This is a genomic window from Thermostichus sp. OS-CIW-31 (assembly GCF_054060305.1).
The window spans coordinates 300,634-319,294 of the sequence record NZ_JBSSDA010000001.1; the positions used below are offsets into that span (position 1 = coordinate 300,634).

The 18,661-nt window shown below is 60.5% G+C and carries 12 protein-coding genes; 4 read left to right on the forward strand and 8 right to left on the reverse strand.

The genetic code is table 11. The features are described from left to right. Window positions 1–50: 50 nt before the first annotated feature. Window positions 51–866: an ABC transporter permease gene (locus ACVWY9_RS01415; RefSeq protein ID WP_011433299.1), complete on the forward strand. Its 816-nt coding sequence runs from the start codon at window positions 51–53 to the stop codon at window positions 864–866. Here the strand turns inward: ACVWY9_RS01415 and ACVWY9_RS01420 are convergent. The 5 genes from ACVWY9_RS01420 to ACVWY9_RS01440 form a co-directional block, all read right to left on the reverse strand. Then, on the reverse strand, window positions 863–5,914 hold the full coding sequence (locus ACVWY9_RS01420) for a DEAD/DEAH box helicase (protein ID WP_457387287.1): 5,052 nt from the start codon (window positions 5,912–5,914) through the stop codon (window positions 863–865). The two genes, ACVWY9_RS01415 and ACVWY9_RS01420, sit on opposite strands and share 4 nt — an antisense overlap. A 268-nt stretch (window positions 5,915–6,182) precedes the next feature. Continuing rightward, the gene (gene vapC / locus ACVWY9_RS01425) at window positions 6,183–6,578 is read right to left on the reverse strand and encodes a type II toxin-antitoxin system VapC family toxin (protein ID WP_011433301.1); all 396 of its coding nucleotides are present in this window, start codon (window positions 6,576–6,578) and stop codon (window positions 6,183–6,185) included. A 2-nt stretch (window positions 6,579–6,580) separates the two neighbouring features. Continuing rightward, window positions 6,581–6,784 (reverse strand): type II toxin-antitoxin system VapB family antitoxin, encoded by a 204-nt coding sequence (locus tag ACVWY9_RS01430; protein ID WP_011433302.1) that lies wholly within the window; start codon window positions 6,782–6,784, stop codon window positions 6,581–6,583. A 43-nt stretch (window positions 6,785–6,827) separates the two neighbouring features. Beyond that, window positions 6,828–11,429: a DUF559 domain-containing protein gene (locus tag ACVWY9_RS01435; protein WP_457387288.1), complete on the reverse strand. Its 4,602-nt coding sequence runs from the start codon at window positions 11,427–11,429 to the stop codon at window positions 6,828–6,830. Then, window positions 11,426–14,320: a helicase-related protein gene (locus tag ACVWY9_RS01440; RefSeq protein ID WP_457387289.1), complete on the reverse strand. Its 2,895-nt coding sequence runs from the start codon at window positions 14,318–14,320 to the stop codon at window positions 11,426–11,428. Before ACVWY9_RS01440 ends, ACVWY9_RS01435 begins: the two co-directional genes overlap by 4 nt. Before the next feature lie 97 nt (window positions 14,321–14,417). Between ACVWY9_RS01440 and ACVWY9_RS01445 the strand changes: the two genes are divergently transcribed. Both ACVWY9_RS01445 and gap read left to right on the forward strand, forming a co-directional pair. After that, window positions 14,418–14,978, forward strand: a complete 561-nt coding sequence (locus ACVWY9_RS01445; protein ID WP_414523074.1) for a Crp/Fnr family transcriptional regulator — start codon at window positions 14,418–14,420, stop codon at window positions 14,976–14,978. A 156-nt stretch (window positions 14,979–15,134) separates the two neighbouring features. After that, window positions 15,135–16,154 (forward strand): type I glyceraldehyde-3-phosphate dehydrogenase, encoded by a 1,020-nt coding sequence (gap, locus tag ACVWY9_RS01450; protein ID WP_011433307.1) that lies wholly within the window; start codon window positions 15,135–15,137, stop codon window positions 16,152–16,154. A 34-nt stretch (window positions 16,155–16,188) separates the two neighbouring features. On the opposite strand, the gene ACVWY9_RS01455 is transcribed toward gap, so the two are convergent. After that, the gene (locus tag ACVWY9_RS01455) at window positions 16,189–16,749 is read right to left on the reverse strand and encodes a 2'-5' RNA ligase family protein (protein WP_457387290.1); all 561 of its coding nucleotides are present in this window, start codon (window positions 16,747–16,749) and stop codon (window positions 16,189–16,191) included. Between the two features lie 59 nt (window positions 16,750–16,808). Here ACVWY9_RS01455 and ACVWY9_RS01460 point away from each other — a divergent pair, with 59 nt between their 5' ends. After that, window positions 16,809–17,258: a (2Fe-2S) ferredoxin domain-containing protein gene (locus tag ACVWY9_RS01460; RefSeq protein ID WP_414331431.1), complete on the forward strand. Its 450-nt coding sequence runs from the start codon at window positions 16,809–16,811 to the stop codon at window positions 17,256–17,258. On the opposite strand, the gene ACVWY9_RS01465 is transcribed toward ACVWY9_RS01460, so the two are convergent. After that, window positions 17,227–17,859, reverse strand: a complete 633-nt coding sequence (locus ACVWY9_RS01465) for a lysophospholipid acyltransferase family protein (RefSeq protein ID WP_457387291.1) — start codon at window positions 17,857–17,859, stop codon at window positions 17,227–17,229. The genes ACVWY9_RS01460 and ACVWY9_RS01465 overlap by 32 nt on opposite strands. 49 nt (window positions 17,860–17,908) lie before the next feature. Next, window positions 17,909–18,661, reverse strand: a 753-nt coding sequence (locus ACVWY9_RS01470) for an RNA-guided endonuclease InsQ/TnpB family protein (RefSeq protein WP_457387292.1), incomplete at its 5' end; no start/stop codon positions are given.

The following is an 18,661-nucleotide window of genomic DNA, read 5'->3' on the forward strand; positions in this document are numbered from 1 at the left end:
ATCGGACACAAGACGGCAAGCCCAAAACCCGTGAACGGCGAGGAAAACGTATGGTGAACCGTGCCCTGACCCTACCCTATCAGCGAATCTGGGAAGACAGTTTAACCATCTTCTGGCGCGACTGGCTGGATCTGCGGGGGCGAGTTTGGCAGGTGGTGGCCTCGGGGCTGGTGGCTCCCCTCATCTACATTGTTGCCTTTGGGGTGGGCCTAGGGGGATCCCTGCGGGCCGAAGCTTTGGCCGAGGTGGCCGGATCCACGGCGGCAGGTTCTTATTTGCGCTTTATTTTGCCGGGGATGGTGGCTCTTTCAGCCATGACCATCAGCTTTGCCGGCACCACCTTCTCCATTTGTGGATCGCGGCTATTTACCAAGAGCTTTGAAGAGCTGCTGCTGTTGCCGGTGCACCCCTTGTCTTTGCATCTGGGCAAGGTGCTGGCGGGCATTGCCCGCGGCCTGCTGACGGCCTTGGGGGTGTTGGCGGTGGGGGTGCTGGGTACGGGGGCCTGGGGCCTGCTTCACCCCTTGTCGCTGTTGGTTCTACTTTTGGATTGCGCCGTCTTTGCCGGCATTGGGGTAATTGCTGGCTTGAAGGTGCCCAGCCTGGAGAGTGTGGGCGTGCTAACCAACTTTTTGATTACGCCCATGTCTTTTCTGGGGGCCACCTTTTTCGATCCCGCCCAGTTGCCGACCTACCTGCAGGTGCTGGTCTATTGCCTGCCCCTTTCCTACGCCAGCATTGGCATGCGGGCAGCCGCCTACCAGCCGCTTGCGGAGTTTCCCTGGTACACGGTGGGAGTTTTGGGCGGCTTGGCGGTAATCCTGGCTTTTGTGGGAGCTTATCTGTTTTCCCACCAGCAGGACTAGCTGCCCTTGCCAAATACTTCTGGGTAGCGAGCCAGCTGCTCTTGCAAATCTTGGTTGTAGCGCAGAACAAGCACGCGGTAGCCCCGTCCCTGCAGCTGCGAGCGCAGTTGGCGATCCCGTTCCGCTTGGGCAGGCTGGTCGTGGACTGGGCCATCGCAGAAGATGCAGATGTTGGGGCTGTAGAAGAAGTCAACGACGCAGTCGGGATCGGCAATGGCTTTCTGGGCATCCTCAGGCAGCCGATACCCTCCTGCTGCCAGCGTTTCGAGAAAGCGGCGCTCCAGTTCAGAGCGAGGGTCCAGGAGCTGGCGCAGCCACTCCAGGTGCTCTTGGCGGGAGCGACCCAGGGAGCGCAGCTCGGTGCGGCTGTTGGCCAGCAGGCCCAAAAGATCCCGGATCTGATAGCGGTCAAGCTGCAGCGCTTCCCGTTGGTTGGCATAGCTGAGCAGGCATTCGTAGCAGGCTGCTCGGCATTCGGGCCGCAGGTCTTGGATCCCGGCCTCTGAAAGCTGGAAGTGACAGATCTCCAGCGCCACTTGGGCCACTTCCGCCAGAGCCTGGGGCTCTTCCACCAGGCGCCGCAGGACGCCAGCGCCCCCTTCTGCTGTTTCGTAGAAGAGCATGGCCTGATGGGATCCCTGGCCGATGCACTCGGCGGCCAGCTCTGTCTCTTCTAGCTCAAAGGTCTCTTCGATCCCTCGCTTGAGGGCATAGCGCAGGGTGGTCTCCAGGGCCTGCGGATTCTCCACCCCTGGCTGAACTAGGCGCACCAGCAACAGGTTTTGGGTACTGCGCACCGCCAGGCGAATGGACTGCAGGGGGACTGGGTTGGACGAGCCTGCCCTGTTCCGCTCAAGCTGATCTCGCGAGGGAACTTCCCCATTTTCAAAGTTGACCAAAAAGCCGCGCCCTCCACTTCCCCGCCAGCCGTGGTTGATGCGTAGCAGGGTGGCCGCCGGGGCATAGCGCAACTGCAGCAGGGGAGTTTGTCCGCTCAGCACATCAGCTTCTTGGACGCGGTAGCCAGAGCTTTCGGGAGCAAACTGGAAGAAGGTCTGCAGCTCGTAGCCTTGCCGCCGCCGCTCCTCTTCGTCAGCTGTGATGCGATTCCGCCGCCGCATGCGCACATTGGGCATTTCCAGAAGCTGGGTAAAGAGGCTGTTTTGCCCATCGAACTGGGTGCCGCAGACGGGGCAGCAATCCAGGTGGGGATCGGCAAAGGCCCCACAGCTAAAACAGAGCTTGTGGCTACTTTTGCGCTCCTCCAGGCCGCCGGGCGGAGCCTGAAACGCCACTGCTTCCCACTGGCAGCCCTCATGGTAGAGGAAGTTGTGGGGAGCAAACTCGCGGATAGCCAAAAAGCGAGGCCGGGCGATGAACTCGCCCTCGCTGCCGCGGGGCACCCAGGCCCGCACCGGCAAGGCAGGGAAGTTGTAGCCGGGCAAGAAGCCTTCGCTAGCCAAATAGCGGTAGGGATAGAAGTCGCTTTCCTCCCGCTGGGTTCCAATCTGCAGCAGCAAGTTGCGCTGGCGCAGGGCTTCTTGCTGGCGGCGCTCGGCTTCCTGTTGGTCTTTCTTTTGGCGAGTCGTCTGGAGCTGGCGGTTAGCGGCTTCCAACTGCTGCGTGGCAGCCCGATAGAGCTCTCGCCAGCGATCGAAAGCTCGGTCAAAAGCCTGGGGTGCCTCTTCAATGACCTGCTGAAGCCAGCGCTCGCTAAACCAGCCGCTTTTATCTAGGAGTTGGCGATCGGCGGCCAGCAGCTTCTGCACCTGCTCCTTCACTTGTTGGCGGGCAGACTCCTCAAGTTGGATTTGCTGGGCCACTGTCTCCCTGAGGGGCAGCTCTTCCCGATCCGCGTCGATGACGGTTTCAATGGAATTGCCTAGGGGCAGGCGCACCTGAGCCAACCAAACGGCGTGGATGTGAGCGCGCAGCAGCGATTCGTTGGCTAGATCCAGGCGGGGAGGGCGCACGCGACCGGCCACCATCTCGGGGCGGCGGCGGAAGTAGTACTGGTCGTGGCTGTTGAAAGCACTGCAATACGTTACGATTAGCCCCGGTTGCCCCTGGCGGCCTGCGCGTCCACTGCGCTGAGCGTAGTTGGCCGGCGTTGGAGGGACGTTGCGCAGATGTACCAGATCCAAATCGGCAATATCGACCCCCAACTCCAGGGTTGGCGAGCACACCAAATAGGGAAGGCGTCGAGCTTGATCCTCCCCGCGAAAGCGCTTTTCTCGCCGCTCCCGCTCCCCTAGGCGAACCACCTGAGCCGTGTGCTCTCTGGCCTCCAGGGATCCCAGCCCTGCTGCCCCGGCCTGGTAGAGGCGCTGGAAAAAGAGATTAACGGGGCGGCGGGCAGAGGAGTAGCCGCTCTGCTCGGCCCGGCGGGAATACAGAGGATCTGGTGGCGGCGAGCCATCGCCCAGGCACCAGCGCAGACAGCCAGCGTTGAGCTGGTAGGCTTCCTGGCCATTCTCCGAGTGGCGCCGCAGCAGGTCGTAGCTAACTAGGAGAGAAAGCAGGGATCCCAAAAGCTCATCGTAGGTTTCCCAGGTTAGCCCAAGGCGCTTGGCAAGAAAGCGTCCGAGGGCGCTGCGGGGGCCCAGGCTGAAAGTTGTTATGTCCTTTCCGTCGCAGCTTTGGCGGACAAAGTAGGTGGCCGTCCGCAGCTCGTCGTACTCTTCTAGGCCCCAAAACTCGTTGAGGTGTTGCTCGGCCCGTCGGCGCAGCGTTCTCTGGGACTCGGCTTTGAGCAGGCGCACATCGATGGCCAATTTGCGCCGAAACTGATCCAAAACAGCCCGCAGCAGGCGTTCCCGCTCCTCAACCTCGGCCTGGACAAACCAGGGGTGGAGAGGGGCCAGGGCCGAGCCTTGGCAAAGCTCCCTGAGGCTGCGGTATTCGATTTTCAACAAGCCCACCTGTTCCAGGTTGGGGTGGGTAACCCGCCAGCCGCGCCGCAGATCCTCGTAGAGCCGGTATTCGGTTAGCTCCGTAAAAGCCTGCCAGACCTCTTGGGCAGCCGGCGACTGGGGATCCAAATCGGGGTTTTGGGTAATGTCGGCAAGGCTCAAGCCTGAGGCCTGCACCACTGCCGGGGCTACCTCTGAGAAGTCCAGCTCTTTTTTCTCCTGCAGGGCAGCATAGAGCGCGGCCCGCAAAAGGGCCACGTGGACAAAGTCGTTGAAGTGGCCGGCCTGCAAGGAGGCATCCTGGCGGTTGTCGGTAAAGGTGAGCAGCTTGCCGCGGGCTGCACCCGTCTGAGCGGCATGGCGCAGCAGAGAAGTGGCCAGAATGGTGGTGGCGCTGGAGCGGCCTTCGCTGGAGAGGGAAGCCAGCTTGGCGAACTCCCGCTCCCGCCCACTGTAGTACTCGCCGCAAGCTAGGCAAAGAGAAAAGGGCTGGGGCTGCCACCACAGCTTCTGGGCCTCTGCCTGAGGCACCTCGGAAAAGGAGCCATCCGGGCGCACCCAAACTGCTTGGGGGACGCGCTTTTTCCAGTGGGGTTTGAGCCGGTTTTCAGGGGTGTACCAATCTTCCGGGATCTGCTCTGGCGACCACTCGTTGTCAATGGGATCCAAGCTGAGGTAGCCGGCCTGCTGGTCTTCGCCTTCCTCAACCTCTTCCCCCAGAGGATAGGGCAGGAAGTGAGTCTTTGACCTGAGGACGTGGTAGTAGTCCTGGCCACAGTGGCGGCAGAACTTGACGGGGAAAAACAGCTTTCCTTCCCCTGCTTGCACTTGTCCTTCCAGGGAAAACTGCCGCTTGTCCCGACTTTCCAGGGTGGCATAGAGGGTGCGGCCCTGGGAGATAAACTGGTGCAACTTCAAGGCCGGGCCGCGGCTAGAGCCCTCCCGCAGGCTGCTGGCGTGGGCCAGAAACTGGCGTAGGGACTCGGTGCAGCTCTCAGGGGTAGTGCTGGTCAGCTCTGCCAGTTGGGCAGCAACTTCGGAAAGCTCCCTGGGCACGCGGCGCCTGAAGCTGCCATCGGGACTTTGCTCCAGGCCCAGCTCATACTCTAGCCAGCGCATCAGGGGATGGCGGCGCAGATCGGCCTGGTTTGTAGGCCAAGGCAAGTCCAGGGCGCTCTTCAGCTCTGCCACCGTGGGTGGGCCGCCCTCGGTGAGGGGGGCCAGGGTTTCCTCAATGACGTGCTCCGGCCCAAAGGGATGGCCGAAAAAGCGGCTGGCAAAGGCGGCTACAGTCTGGCGGCGCTCCTGGGCGTCGGCTTCTGGTCGGGAGATCATGGTGGCGCTGGTGCCAATATGCACCAAGTTCTTGGCCCCACAGCGTCCTTTTAGGCGGCGAACCAGCATGGCCACATCCGCCCCTTGCCGACCCCGGTAGGTGTGCAGCTCGTCAAAGACCAGGAAGCGCAGCCCGTTGGAACTTAAAAAGCGCTGATCTTCGGGGCGCACCAAAAGCAGCTCCGCCATCACGTAGTTAGTAAGCAGAATTTGGGGCGGATCCCGGCGCAGATCTTCCCGGTCGCTTTCTGCAGTTTCCCCGGTGTACTTGGCAAAGCGCAGCGGAAAAGGGCGATGGTAGTTGCGCTCGTACCGCTCGCACAGGGCTTGCAAAGACTGGTATTGAGAGTTCACCAAGGCATTCATGGGGTAGACCACAATGGCCACCACCTGATGACGGGATCCCCCCTGGCGAATCCAGTTGTCAATGATGGGCAAGAAGTAGCAAAGGCTTTTGCCAGAGCCGGTGCCGCTGGTAACGACAAAACTCTTGCCTGCTAGGGCCTTGGCAACAGCTTCCTCCTGGTGGCGGTAGAGGCGGAAGGGTCTGCCATCCTCAAAGCGGAAAATGCGGGCTGTTTCTTGGGCAATGCGCCCCGCCTCGGCCAACTCGTCAACGGTTGGACCAGATACATAACTAGGGCTGAGCTGGAGGAGGGTTTCTGGCCAGAGGTGGATCCCTTCCTCTAGAGCTTGATTCACAAAGGCTTGCGCCCGTTGGTCGCCAATGAGAAAAAAGGAGCGGACAAAATCGCAATAGTCGTCCAGAACAGTGGCGTGGAGATCAAAGATGGTGGACATCGAATCTGCCCTCAAGGCCCGCTTGGTTAGCTCAAGCCTAGCTTGAAGATGCCGCAAGTGGTGTTTGCAACCCCACTCGCCAAGATCTACGGCCCGCTGAACGGCAAAAAGATATCTCCGAAGTGGGATCGGCAATGCGCCAGCTTCCCCCACACCTCCAGTACCCGCCGACGGCTGCAGCGTTCTCCGAATGCAGGAACCAGAATCCCTTGCCTTTAGGCAGGGGGTATGTCAAGAGAAAACTGGTCTGCAGAAGGCCACCTCTGCCTCATGGACGAATAACCCGCAATCCTAGATGCGCCTCGTAGCCATCGAAGTCACTGTCGTGGTGGAGGAGCGGAACATTGTTCTCAATGCACCAAGTGGCAATCAAACTATCTATTGTTTTGCGCACCGTCACGCCTTTGCGACGCAACAAGCGAAAGTTCTGCGCACTTTTCACCGCCAGGGAGGGGTTAACCATTTGCACCTGATGCAATTTCACCAGAGCACAGCGAGCCTGCTCGAAATCGGCATCTTTGCGAAAGCCCTGCAAGACTTCTGCCAAAATCAGGTCGCCCACCAGGATAAGAGTTTGATCCAGGGCCCAATCCAGATAGTCGGTGTGAAGCGATGAAATGCCGTTGAAGTAATCAATCCAGATGGTGCTGTCCACCAGGATCATCCTCAGTCCTGCAGGCACGACAGGCGTTGCTGCTGCAAATTGCCCTCCCATTTCAACTTGCCGCGTAAGTTGCGGATCTCAGCTTGCTCGTGTAGGCGAATCAGGACACGCAGCGCTTCGTGAATCACCTCGCGCTTGGTCTTGAGGCCGGTTACCTGGCGGGCACGCTCGATCAGGTCGTCATCCAGGACGATGTTGGTGCGCATGAGGAGCCACTTGTGTGTATAGAAATGCAGATCTATGTGTATTCTAAGCTTTTATTGAGTGCTGCGCCAGCTTCTCCCACGCCTCCAGTACCAGCCGCCGGGTGCAGTATTCGCCGTATTGACGTATCTCCTTCTCCTTCAGCACGCGAAAGGTTTCGCCGGGGAAGGTGCTAGCGGCAACACGGGCAGCATACCCCGCCGGGTCGAGCAGGTCGCGCACCTCTTCCCACGGATCGAGGATGTCGGCAAGTTCGCGTTCGGTCAAATCCGCCGGGTCGAGGATGTAGCGCAGTTGCTTGCGCGTCAGGCCGTAGAGCTGGGCGTAGTACGCATCGAGTTCGGCACGCAGCACCGCGCGGCGGTCTTCGTCCCAGCGAAAGGGCGGAAAGGGGATGCCCTTCTGCGGGTTGGTTTCGATCTCCGGGTAAGCGCTGATCCAGGATGGCAGGCGCCATTCATGCCTGCCGACAGCAATACGGTTTGCATCCCACGCAACATGGATGGCTGCCCGCAGCCCGTCATCAGCTTCGTTCCACACATCGTCGGCGAAGGGCTTGAGATCCCAGGCAGTATAGGTCAGTTCCAGTGCGCGCGGCACAATGAAGGCGAGATCGGCGGGGGTGTAGGCAGTGGGGGGAAAAATAGGGAGTTGGCGGAGGATGAAGGAACTAAGATGCGTCCCACCAATTTTCTGGCGCAATGCCCAATCAAAAATCAGGACATTTAGATTGGCTAGAAAACACGAGAGATGAATAGCCGAAATCTCACCCGTAAGGACTATGGGCATCGTATGTCCTACCCCAACTCTGGGCAGCAGGCTGAAGATGGCAGTGCGCTCGTTGGTGGCGTTGGTCACATCGCGGAAGCCGAGCAGCCAGCCGCGTTGCCACGCGCCCAGGCGGGCTTGCACTTCTTCTGCCGATACCCAGTACCAGGGCTGGACGAGGAAGTGCGGGTCGGCGTGCCGGGCTTCGTCTGGCGTGGGCAGTTGGGTGCTGGCGCGGTCGCGCACGCCCTCGTACGTCCCGTAGCGGTGGTCATAGTGCCAGATCATCTTGGCTTCGTAGAGGGGGAGGTAGCCCTCACCCCCGGCCCCTCTCCCAAGGCTTTGGGAGAGGGGAGAAGGATGCTCGTAGGAATGGGCAGTGACATAGGCAGCAATCTCTTGGAGGACTTGTTCTGTGTGGTCGAATATCTGCTCATTGGTAAAGCGCAGCATGGCAAAGCCATGTTCGCGCAGGATTTCCTCCCGCAAACGGTCGCGTTCCTGCTGAGTGGGTTCACGGTGCACGGCGCCATCTATCTCAATGATCAGGCGGGCATCGTCACAGAAGAAGTCGGCGATGAATTGTCCAATCGGATGTTGACGCCGGAATTTTCGGCCTAGCAGCCGACGGTCACGCAACAATTCCCAGAGCAGGCTTTCGGCGGTCGTCGCCTCGCGACGCAACTGCCGCGCCCTGGCAATCAGTTCCTGGCTGGCCTTGGGTAATTCGTACCCTCCTTCTCCCGCAGCGCGAGAAGAGAGGTCGGGGGCTGCGATCCTTCCCCCCTCTCCCGCAGCGTGAGAGAGGGGGCTAGGGGGTGAGGGCACAAACACATTCCCCACCAGCCGGTAACCTTGCTTTTCCAGCTCTGCACGGGTGCGGAAGAGGTGCGAGTCGTTGGACATTTGGAACATCGCCATGAAGCGCACGCCCCAAGAGTTTTCTCCCGTGTGTTCGTTAACCAACACCGGCACGCGCTGATAGATGGCGCGGGTCAGGTCGGCATCCTGGCGAGTGCGGAAGACGGGCAGGGTGCGGGTGTTGGGGTTGATGCGGGCAATGTCGTCCGCTGTGAGGGTGAGAACGCGACGCGGGTCGCGCAGGTGTTCAGGGCGGGTGGCGAAAAATGAGAACGTGAGAGCGGGAGAGGTCTCGTGTTCTCCTGCTCTCTTGCTCTCCTGCTCTCCACAAAGGGTGAGCAGGCAGAATTTCATGCGGCTGTCGACCGCCGGGAAGAGTTTTTCACGATTTTCGAAGTCGAACAGGCTGAGCAGATGTCCTTTTTCCACCAGATCGGCGAAGAAGAACTGATTGGTGGCGTCGGTGGCAATGCCGGTGGGGACGATGATGCCCGCCCGTCCCCTCAGCAGGTGACGCACGCGCTCGGCGAAGACGGAGTAGGTGTTGATGCGCCCGCGGCCGGTCAGGGGGTACTGTCCGCTCGCGCGCAGGAAGCGGCTGGCGCTTTCGGCGTTGTGCAGGGCGCGCTGGTAGTCGTGCCAGAGGGCGGGGTTGGTCTGGGGCAGGTCAGCAATCAGGCGTTTGCGGGCGGCGGCGTTGGGCGCGCGGGCAATGGCGGTATCGCGGCTGGCGAAGAATTCTTCTTCCTCCAGTTGGATTTGCTCCCAGGGCGGGTTGGAGAGGATCACATCAAAGCCGCCACTTTCAAACACCTCTGGAAACTCCAGCGGCCAGTGGAAAAACCGGTTCTCGACGGCGAGGGCCTGAGCAGTGGCAAGGGCCTGGGAGGGGGTTCTCTCCTGCAGTCGATCAGCCACGGCTTGGGTGGTAATGGCCCTAGAGAAGTCAGGGATCAAGGGCTGGAAAAAAGCGGCTGTCCACAGGTTGCAGGCTTCCACTAGCTTTTGGTGTTGCGGGTCTTGGCAGTAGCGGCTGTAGAGCTGCTGCTTGCGGCTAACCTCTGCCGGGGAGTTGTCTGGAATGGCTTCTAGCTTCTGTCGCTCCTGGCTAAGCTCAGCCACCACCTGGTCAGTGTCAAAAGCAAGGGAAAGCTGCCCTGTTTGCAAACTCTGGCACTCGGTGCGATTGCGCTGCTTTAGCGAGCGGGCAGCCTCCTTGGAGTCAGCGCTAACCGGGGTAAAGGCTTCATCGGGGATGCCCTTTTCCAAAATCGCCAAATCCAAGACACCCACCAGCGAATCGCCGCACTTGATGTGGTGATCCAGGAAGGTGAGGGGCTTGCCGGCGCAGTGGGCCTCCAGCCACAGGGCCACGCGGCAGAGTTCCACCGCCAGCGGGTTTTTGTCCACGCCGTAGATGCAGTGCGCCACCACATCGCGGATGGCCTCGCGGACACGCTCGGGGGCGGGTTCCTCTTCGCCGGTGCGGATCTTTGCCAGTTCCTTGCCCAACCTGCGGGCGGCAGCAAGCAGGAAGTGACCGGATCCGCAGGCGGGATCACACACACGGATGGACAAAATCGCTTGCTCTTTTTCCTCAGGTGGGCGAGCGGCTTTCAGCCGTTCTTCAATCACTGGCTCCAGCGCCGAGCGGATGAGTTCGGCCACTAGCTCCGGCGGGGTGTAGTAGGAGCCTGTGCTCTTGCGCTCTGAGCCGTAGCTCAACTCAAAGCGAGGCGCCCCTTGCCCAGTTACAATCTGAGGCTGGTAGTCGAGCAAGCTTTCGTAGACGGATCCCAGTTCTTCTACATCCAGCGCCGCGTAGTTGACCCGCCGAAGGGGAGAGGTGGGGTTTTCTCGGTAGTAGGCTAGGTGCGAAAAGGCTTGCAGCAGATCCCGGTTGCTCAGGCTGCACTCATCCAGCTCCAGAGGGGCAAACAGCTCTCCGTTGAGAGGAGCAGCCCCCAGCAGCTCCGCCAGCTCCTCTTGGGAAAGCACCCTCCAGAGCACCCGCAAGCTGCACCAGAGATCCTCGTGTTCGTCTTGGGCACTTTGCCGATCCAAAAACCGCCGCAGCCGCGTCACGCTGTAGTGCTCGCGATAGAGCGCCGCGCTGCTCATCAACCCCCGCTCTTCGGAAACCAAGAGGAACAGGAACCGGTAGACCAAGCGCAGCAGTTGGCGGTAGAGCTCCCTGGGATCCGACAAGAGCCGCGCTCTCAGCCTCTGGTTCTTGGGATGGGCCAGGAACCCATTTGCCAGCAACCTGATGCACTCCTCAACCCCCTCCCGCAGCCGTTCCCGTACCCGGCCACCCTGCTCCAGGGCCTGTTGGTAGTACTTTTCCAGCAGACAATCCCCTGCTAGCTCTGCCGTTTGGGGCAAGCGGCTGCGGTGCAGCAGCCGAAAGAGGATGGCAAAGTCGTTAAACCGCTGCTCCTCTAGGATCTGCTTCAGGTCAAACTCCACATAGGCCTGCCGACGCACATAGGTGGAGTCCCGCAGGAGGCGCAGGGTCAATCCGTTGGTAACAATGCCCCAGAGGTGCTCGCTGCGGTTGAGATACTCCTGCAGCAGCGAGTGGGGTGCCAGGCGAGGCCGGCCAGAAGCCGGCACGCGGCCCAGCTCCTGGCGCGCGCCGACGATGTGCACCGGTGGCGCGTCTTCCGCCTCGCCCATGCGATGCGAGATGGGGAAGTTCATTCCGTCCACCTCGCAGGCGCGCGGTTGATAGCGCACCTCGATCCCCAGCAAACTGAAGAAGGGGATCGCCCAGGCATCGCGGGTGATGCTGGTGGCGAGATCGCTTTCGGGCAGGCGCTGCAGGCGGCTCTGGAAGGCCTCCCAGTACTTTCGACAATCGGCAAAGACCGCGGCAATCTCTTCGACTGGGCTGCGCTTGCTGTTAAAGCCGAAGTCTTCTGGCTTCTGTCCTGGCAGATCCCCTGCCAGCAGCTTTTCGAGAATATCGGGCCCCAACAGGCCTCCTTCGATGCGTACCCCAGAAAACTCGCTCATCGGCAAACCACCGGTTGGAGAACAAGGAGTCCTAAAAGATCGGGGGGAAGCTGCGGCTTCACCTTCAGCCCCCGCCCCTGTAGGGACACGGCTTGGCGGATGCGCCTATGGGCAGCCTCCAGCTCAGCAGCACGCTGCAAAATCCGCTCCCGCGCCGCCTGCTGCAGCCGGTGATCCCTTCCCCAGTTTTCCTCTGTCTCCTGCCACGGGCCGAGACAGGCCAGGAGATGCTGAACCAGCTCCCGCTTTTCCGCTAGCGGTAGGTTCTCATCCGGCTTGGCCGTGGCCAGCAGTTGGAGAGCTGCGCCCGTCTCCAGCCAGCGGGCCTCGCCGCTCTCCAGGCCAACACCGCCTAGCACCAGCACCTCTTCCGCCAAGAGAGGCTGTCCCTGGGGTTGCTCCACCAGGTAGCGCACCCGCAGCAGCAGTAGAGTTGTAAGATCAACTACCGCTCGGGTGCGTAGAGCGCCGCAGCGGGAGACGACAGCATCCCCTTTCTCTGGGTTGTCGAGGGCTTCCTCCAGCAAAAACTGGGCCAGGGCAACCACGACGCGGTGGTTGCGGCCAATGTATTCGGCACCTTCGGGCGTGGGCGAGTCGAAGCTGATTAGCCAACGCCCGCCTTTGGGAGAGGGCAGGGCCAGGCGAATGGCTTCCGGCAAGGTGGCAGTGGCTTCGGAGCCGACGCTAACCTGGTAGACCCCCGACCGCTTCCCTGGGGTTATGGCTAGGTTGAGGCGCTGGGCGGCAGCCAGGAAGAATTCGCGCACAGCTTCGGGATCCCCTAGCACGGCATCGGTGGCCTCCAGCTCCCGCTGCACTGCCTCAGGCTTGAGGGCCCGCTGGGCAAAACGGGTGCGGTTGCGCCGCTCCTGTTCGACAGAGCGATCCCAGCGCCGGTGAAACTCATCCACTTCCGGCACGCCAAGATCGAGGGTTAGCTGGCGCTCGGCGGACCAGTGTCCCTTGCGCAGGAAGAGGGCTTCGAGCACAGCCTGGGTAACGCTTTCGCTAGCCTCCGGCACAGGCACGTGGGTGCCCAGGGTGCGGTGGATCTCCCGCGCTTTGTTGAGCAACACCTCCAGTACCACGCCATCTACGGGGTTGTCGCGGCCAAAAAAGCGGATGACCTTGACCCGGCTGGCCTTTTGGCCGTAGCGATCCACCCGGCCCTCCCGCTGCTCCAGCCGATTGGGGTTCCAGGGCAGGTCGTAGTGGATGACGGCTGTAAACTTTTCCTGCAGGTTGATCCCTTCCGAGAGGCAGTCGGTGGCCACCAGCACCCGTGGTCGGTCAACTTCCAGGTTCGCGATCCTGGCCTCCCGCTCCTCGTCTCCCATCCTGCCCGTTACACAGGCTACTTGGGCTGGGGATCCCAGCTGTTGCCGAAGGTAACTGTCCAGATACTCCGCAGTGGCAACGTAGCGGCACCAGAGGATGGGATGAAAACCTTCCTGAAGCAACTTTTTCACCAGCTCGATGGCCCGCGCCAGTTTGGTGTCGTGCTCTGGGCCCTGGAGCTGTTTGGCCAGACGGGCCAGGGCCTGCAACCGGCGGCGGTCGCTATCCGGCAGGGTTGGGTCTGCGGCTTCAAGAGCTGGCGTTGGCAGCTCATCGTCGGTACGCTCTTCTGCCGACTCGAACACCCAGCGGCTCAGTTCTGCCTCAACCTCTTCTTCTGCCTCCAGGGTTGCTCCGCTGCGATTGTGCAATGCCGCTACTGCTGCCGCCGGGCTGGACATTACGCAGCGCAAAAGGGCCAGCGCTCCCCAGTAGCGCACTCGCTGCTGGCGCTTCTCTAGTTGCTGCCCTGTGCACACCAATTCCGAGCAAAACCCATAGGTGTCCTCGAACAGCTTGCGCTGCCCCTCAGAAAGGGTGTAGGTTTCATCTTCAGCTTCCCGGGTTGGAAAACAGGTGAGCTCCTGCCAAGTTTCCCGAATATCTCGCCGCGTGCGCTGGACAAAATGACGGGCTAGCTGGACGCGTTGGTCTTCGTTGAGATCCTGGAGATCCCATGTCTCGAACTCGGGCCGCAGCAGCCCCAGCAGCGAGCGGAAGGCCTCTTCGACACCGCTGTGGGGAGTTGCCGTCAGCAGGATCAGGTGGCGGTTGGGGTTTTGGGCCACCGCTTTGAGCAGACTGTGGCGCTCCTGCTGGTTTTTGCCATGGGCCGCCGCTGCCCCATGGACTTCGTCGGCAATGACCAGCTCAGGACAAAATTGCAGAAATGGGTGGCGGTTGCGCTCGGTCTTGACGAAGTCAATGCTGGCCACCTGGACAGGAAAGTACTCGTAGAGGCTGCGCCCAACAGGGGTTTTTCGCTCCAATTGCCCCACCGTTCCCGAGCGGATGACCACTGGCTCCAGGTTAAACTTCTCGGCCAGCTCGCTGGCCCACTGCTCGCACAAATAGGGAGGGCACAGGACACAAAGGCGTCGGATCTCGCCGCGATCCAAAAGCTCCCTGGCTATCAGCAGCGCCTCGATGGTCTTGCCCACCCCTACGTCGTCGGCAATCAATAGCCGCACCGGATCGAGGCGCAGCGCCATGAGCAAGGGCACAAACTGGTATACCCGTGGCCGAATCGAGAGGCGCCCCAGAGAGCGAAAGGGAGTTGCGCCCTCCCGTAAAATCAGCCGGGCCGCCTGCCAGAGGAGAAGGGTACTGGTGGCATCGGCAGGATGATCCCCAGAGGGCCAAGGAAAGGCGGTAGGCTCCACTCGCTCGAAGGGCAAGGTGCCGCCCACAAGGTTCATCAGGTGTCGGTGAATGCAAACCGCATCTTCTGGGGTGCCGGTGAGGGGCCGCAGCACCACAATTTCTTCTGAATCAGCGGGGAGCACCACCCACTCGCGGTTGCGGCAGCGGACAATTGAGCCAGGCTGCATGGGATCCCTGGGAGCGACCTACCTTTTCCATTGCATCTTAGATACTCTTTGGGGACAACTCTCTCCCATCTCCCAATACCCTGCCGGCAGCGGTAGGATGAAACGGAGCCGGCCTCAGGTACCCCTCTGGCCCACCGACATCATGAGCAGCCCCCGTTATCCGTTTGAGCGTGTTCGCGAGCACTTGCTCTTCCAATCTTTGGAAGATGCCGAGTGGAAGGCGCTGACGGCAGCCCTGTTGCCCAGCCGCTTCTCTCCTGGCCAGGTGATCTTTCAAGAGGGGGATCCCAGCAGTGACCTGTACATGATCCTCAGTGGAGTGGTGGAGCTGCGTCGCCAATATGTGCGACATCCGGGAGATTATTGGCTGGCTACGCTGCACGCCGGGCGTTTGTTTGGGGAACTTTCTCTGCTGACGGGACGGCGGCGCTCCTTTACAGCAGTGACCATAACCGAGGTGCAGACCCTACGCCTTTCCACCGAAGGGCTGATCCTGTTGCCTCTGGAAGTCCAGGTGAAACTCTACCGCGCCTGGAGCCAGATCATCAGCGAGCACCTTTACTGGCTGGATAGTATGTTCACGGATCTTCTGGAGCAGCGAGGGGTAGAAAATGTAGCCTCGGCTATGGCTCTGCTGCACCAGCGCTATCCCGCTTGAAAGAGGCTCAATCCCTGCTCCGCATAGGTTTGCAGGTCAACGTCCACGAAGACAACCCCTTGGATCCCAAATTTTGTCTTCAGAATGTTCAGGGGTTGCGATATCATGTGCTAAGCAGCAGCCCCCAAGAGATTTCAAGCAGCGAGGTCAGGAGCAGTGGTTAGGGTAGCCATCAACGGGTTTGGTCGCATTGGTCGCAACTTTTTGCGCTGTTGGCTGGGTCGCTCCCAGTCCAACCTGGACATTGTTGCCATCAACGACACCTCAGATGCTCGCACGGCTGCCCACCTGCTCAAGTATGATTCCATCCTTGGGCCGTTGCAGGGAGCAGACGTTGAGCCTGCAGAAAACGGTTTGGTGGTGAACGGCAAGCATATCTATGCCGTTTCCGACCGCAACCCCAGCAACCTGCCCTGGAAAGAGTGGAAGGTGGATCTTGTTATTGAAGCTACAGGTGTTTTTGTCGACTACCAGGGTGCCTCTAAGCACATAGAAGCGGGGGCCAAAAAGGTGGTGATCACCGCCCCGGCCAAGGGGGGAGACATTCCCACGTTTGTCTACGGTGTTAATCAACACACCTACGACCCGGTGCGGCACAACATTGTCAGCAACGCCAGCTGCACCACCAACTGCCTTGCCCCGATCATCAAGGTGTTGCTGGACAAGTTCGGCGTCCTCCGTGCCACCATGACCACCACCCACAGTTACACCGGCGACCAGCGGATCTTAGATGGTGGTCACCGCGATCTGCGGCGGGCCCGGGCAGCAGCATTGAGCATGGTGCCCACCACCACGGGGGCTGCCAAGGCGGTGGCTTTGGTGATCCCGGAGCTGAAAGGCAAGCTGAATGGGGTGGCGGTACGGGTTCCCACGCCCAATGTGTCTCTGGTGGACTTGGTGGTGCAGACGGAGCGGCGCGTGATTGCCGAGGAGGTAAACGCTGCCCTGAAGGAAGCCTCGGAAACCACGATGAAAGGGATCATCGCCTACTCGGATATTCCCTTGGTCTCCATCGACTACCGCGGCCACGACTGCTCGGCCATTGTGGATGCGGAGATGACCAGTGTGCTGGATGGGGATCTGGTCAAGGTCATGGCTTGGTACGACAACGAGTGGGGCTACTCCCAGCGGGTGTTGGACTTGGCGGAATACATGGCCGCTCACTGGGTGGAGTAGGCTGCTTCGGTTGGCAACCCTCTTCTGTTCCCCATTATTCCCCCATCGAGAACTGGGCAAAAACCTGCCAACGTTTGCCGTCGTGGAGGAGGAGCGTCAAAGCTGACGCTACAAACGCACTCTGGAAAGAACGCGTCTTGAACTCTGGCCAGGCGGCGCGAAAGTGGGCGGGGGTTAGGTCTCGGAAGGCCACGGTTATGTGGGGCACAAACGGACGGGCTTGAGCGGTTGTCTCTTTCTGGTTGAGAAGGAGCCCCATGTGGTGATGGGCTTGAGCTTGTAGCTGCTGCAGTTCTGGGGAGGGCACGACGTGAATAAAAATGACACGCGGCGCGAAGGCCCCAAAGCCGGATAGCTGGATGGCGACGGGAGTTTGCTGCTTGGCAAAGGCCTCTAGGGATCCCGTCAAGGCCGGCAGATCGGAACTGGGCCACTCGAACGGCGGCACCAGAGTGATGTGGGGAGGCGAGCGCAGGGCCGCTTGGCTGGCAAATTGCTCGGCAAACTGCTGTTTGATGGCTGTCACCTGCTCTTGCAGTGCTGGAGGGGGGAGCAGAGCAAGAAACAGTCGCTGCTTGGGGTTATCCACCAGCATCGGTAAGAACCTAGAGAACAGGGGATAATGCAACTGTAGCCAAGCCCAAACATCTTGTTATGTCGCGTCCTGTCGCTTCTTCCCCTATCCTGGATCCCTCCTCGGCAACCGGATCCCCAGGCCAAGCGCCTCAGCCGGCTCCCATTCCGCCCTACCAGTGGCATTTGTTCCTTTGTGCAGATCAAACCAAGCCCAAATGTTGTGAGAAAGCCGTGGGATTGGAAGCCTGGGACTATTTGAAATCGCGGATCAAGGAATTGAACCTGGAAATCGGGAGCGGGGGATCCCTGCGGGTACACCGCACCAAAGCCAACTGCCTGCGGGCATGCGACTATGCTGTTCCTGGCCCTGTGCTGCTGGTCTATCCCGGTGGGTTTTGGTACCACTCGGTCACGCCGGAGGTGGTGGAGGAGATTCTTCAAAAGCACATCTTGGGAGGGATCCCTGTTGTTGAGTATCTGGTAGCCCAAGATACCCTCAGCGCCCCTGATCCAAAAGGGCATGGATAGCCTGCACGCACTCTGCCGTCACCTGCTGCAAATCGGCCTTATCGCTGGAAGCGGGGGGGGGAATCACGTTGCCAATGCGCACCGTGATGGGGCAGAACAAACGCGGCCACCGGGATCCCTTGGGCAGCACTTTCTCGGTACCCCAGAGAGCCACAGGCAACAGAGGGGTTTGCGTTCGCGCTGCAACCAGAGCCGCTCCCAAGTGGGGGTGAGGAATGCGGCCATCGGGGGTACGGGTGCCATTCAAAAAGATCCCCACCGCCCATCCCCGCGCCAAGGCTGCTTCTGTGGCTCGCAAGGCAGCGCGGTCGGAGCCGCCTCTTTTGACCGGGTAGGCGCCGTAGAGCTGGATCACCTGCTTCAGCCCCGGCACCCGAAACAGCTCTTCCTTGGCCATGAAGGCCACCGGGCGGCGCACCGCATTGGCCACCAGCGGCGGATCCAAATGGCTGGCGTGGTTGCTGACGACGATGAGGGATCCCTGGCGAGGCACGTTTTCCTGCCCATAGGTGCGCCCAAAATACAGTCCCCGAAACAAGGGGTTGACCACCAGCCACTTGAGCAGCCAGTAGGCCAACCAATCCCGGCGGCGATAACCCATCTGTGAGTCCAACGATCCCTGCCACTCCGGCAGCAGTTCCCTCTGTAAACTACCCGACCCTGACTGCTTCGCAGTACAGGGCGGGCTTTCGGCAGCCCTGCAGTTGGCAAGCCAACCACGAACCTCTAGGCTGGTTTACGGCAGCCCCCAAAAGCGCAATCACCTTCGCACCGTTAAAATCCGCATCCCCTTCCCAACCGCAGTGCCCGCATTTGAACTGCTTACCCTTGCGATAGGATTGAGCGGAGTCGGGATGAATACGCAGGCACTTGTGGCAGATCTGCGAGGTATAGGCCGCAGGGACAGCTACCACTTTGACACCCGCCCTCACAGCCTTGTATTCGATAAACCGCCGCAGCTGGTAGAACGCCCAGCTATTGCTACGCCGCCGCTCCTCACGACTGCGGGGGTGTTGATTGGTGCGTTCTCGAATGCCGCTTAAGTCCTCAATTGCAATGCAGGCAGAAAGAGATTGAGCTGCTTTAACGATGCGCTTAGCGATACTGTGGTTCACCCAAGCTTGAAAGCGTCTCTCTTTGCCAGACAGCCGTTGCAGCAGTTGACGGCATCGCCGCCTGCAACTGCGGGTGCCCTTACTGGCCTTGCGCTGAAGAGACGCTCTTAACCGACAGTAGTGATCTCGGACTTTGTTCAGCTGCTGTCCATTCCAGTTGTCTCCTTCGGAGGTATGTGCAATGTCTCGCCGTCCCAGGTCAACACCAATCACCTTGTCGGTGTTCTGTTGCTTGGGGGGCTCTGCCTCGACACAAATCTGGATGGAGTAGGAGCCGTCTTTGCGCTG

Excerpts from the sequence above, each read along its gene's own strand:
- ACVWY9_RS01440 (WP_457387289.1), bottom strand. The coding sequence starts at position 14,320 with ATGCAGCCTGGCTCAATTGTCCGCTGCCGCAACCGCGAGTGGGTGGTG.
- ACVWY9_RS01455 (WP_457387290.1), bottom strand. The coding sequence starts at position 16,749 with ATGCTGGTGGATAACCCCAAGCAGCGACTGTTTCTTGCTCTGCTCCCC.
- ACVWY9_RS01460 (WP_414331431.1), top strand. The coding sequence starts at position 16,809 with ATGTCGCGTCCTGTCGCTTCTTCCCCTATCCTGGATCCCTCCTCGGCA.
- ACVWY9_RS01445 (WP_414523074.1), top strand. The coding sequence starts at position 14,418 with ATGAAACGGAGCCGGCCTCAGGTACCCCTCTGGCCCACCGACATCATG.
- ACVWY9_RS01430 (WP_011433302.1), bottom strand. The coding sequence starts at position 6,784 with ATGCGCACCAACATCGTCCTGGATGACGACCTGATCGAGCGTGCCCGC.
- ACVWY9_RS01420 (WP_457387287.1), bottom strand. The coding sequence starts at position 5,914 with ATGTCCACCATCTTTGATCTCCACGCCACTGTTCTGGACGACTATTGC.
- ACVWY9_RS01465 (WP_457387291.1), bottom strand. The coding sequence starts at position 17,859 with ATGGGTTATCGCCGCCGGGATTGGTTGGCCTACTGGCTGCTCAAGTGG.
- ACVWY9_RS01415 (WP_011433299.1), top strand. The coding sequence starts at position 51 with ATGGTGAACCGTGCCCTGACCCTACCCTATCAGCGAATCTGGGAAGAC.
- ACVWY9_RS01435 (WP_457387288.1), bottom strand. The coding sequence starts at position 11,429 with ATGAGCGAGTTTTCTGGGGTACGCATCGAAGGAGGCCTGTTGGGGCCC.
- vapC (WP_011433301.1), bottom strand. The coding sequence starts at position 6,578 with ATGATCCTGGTGGACAGCACCATCTGGATTGATTACTTCAACGGCATT.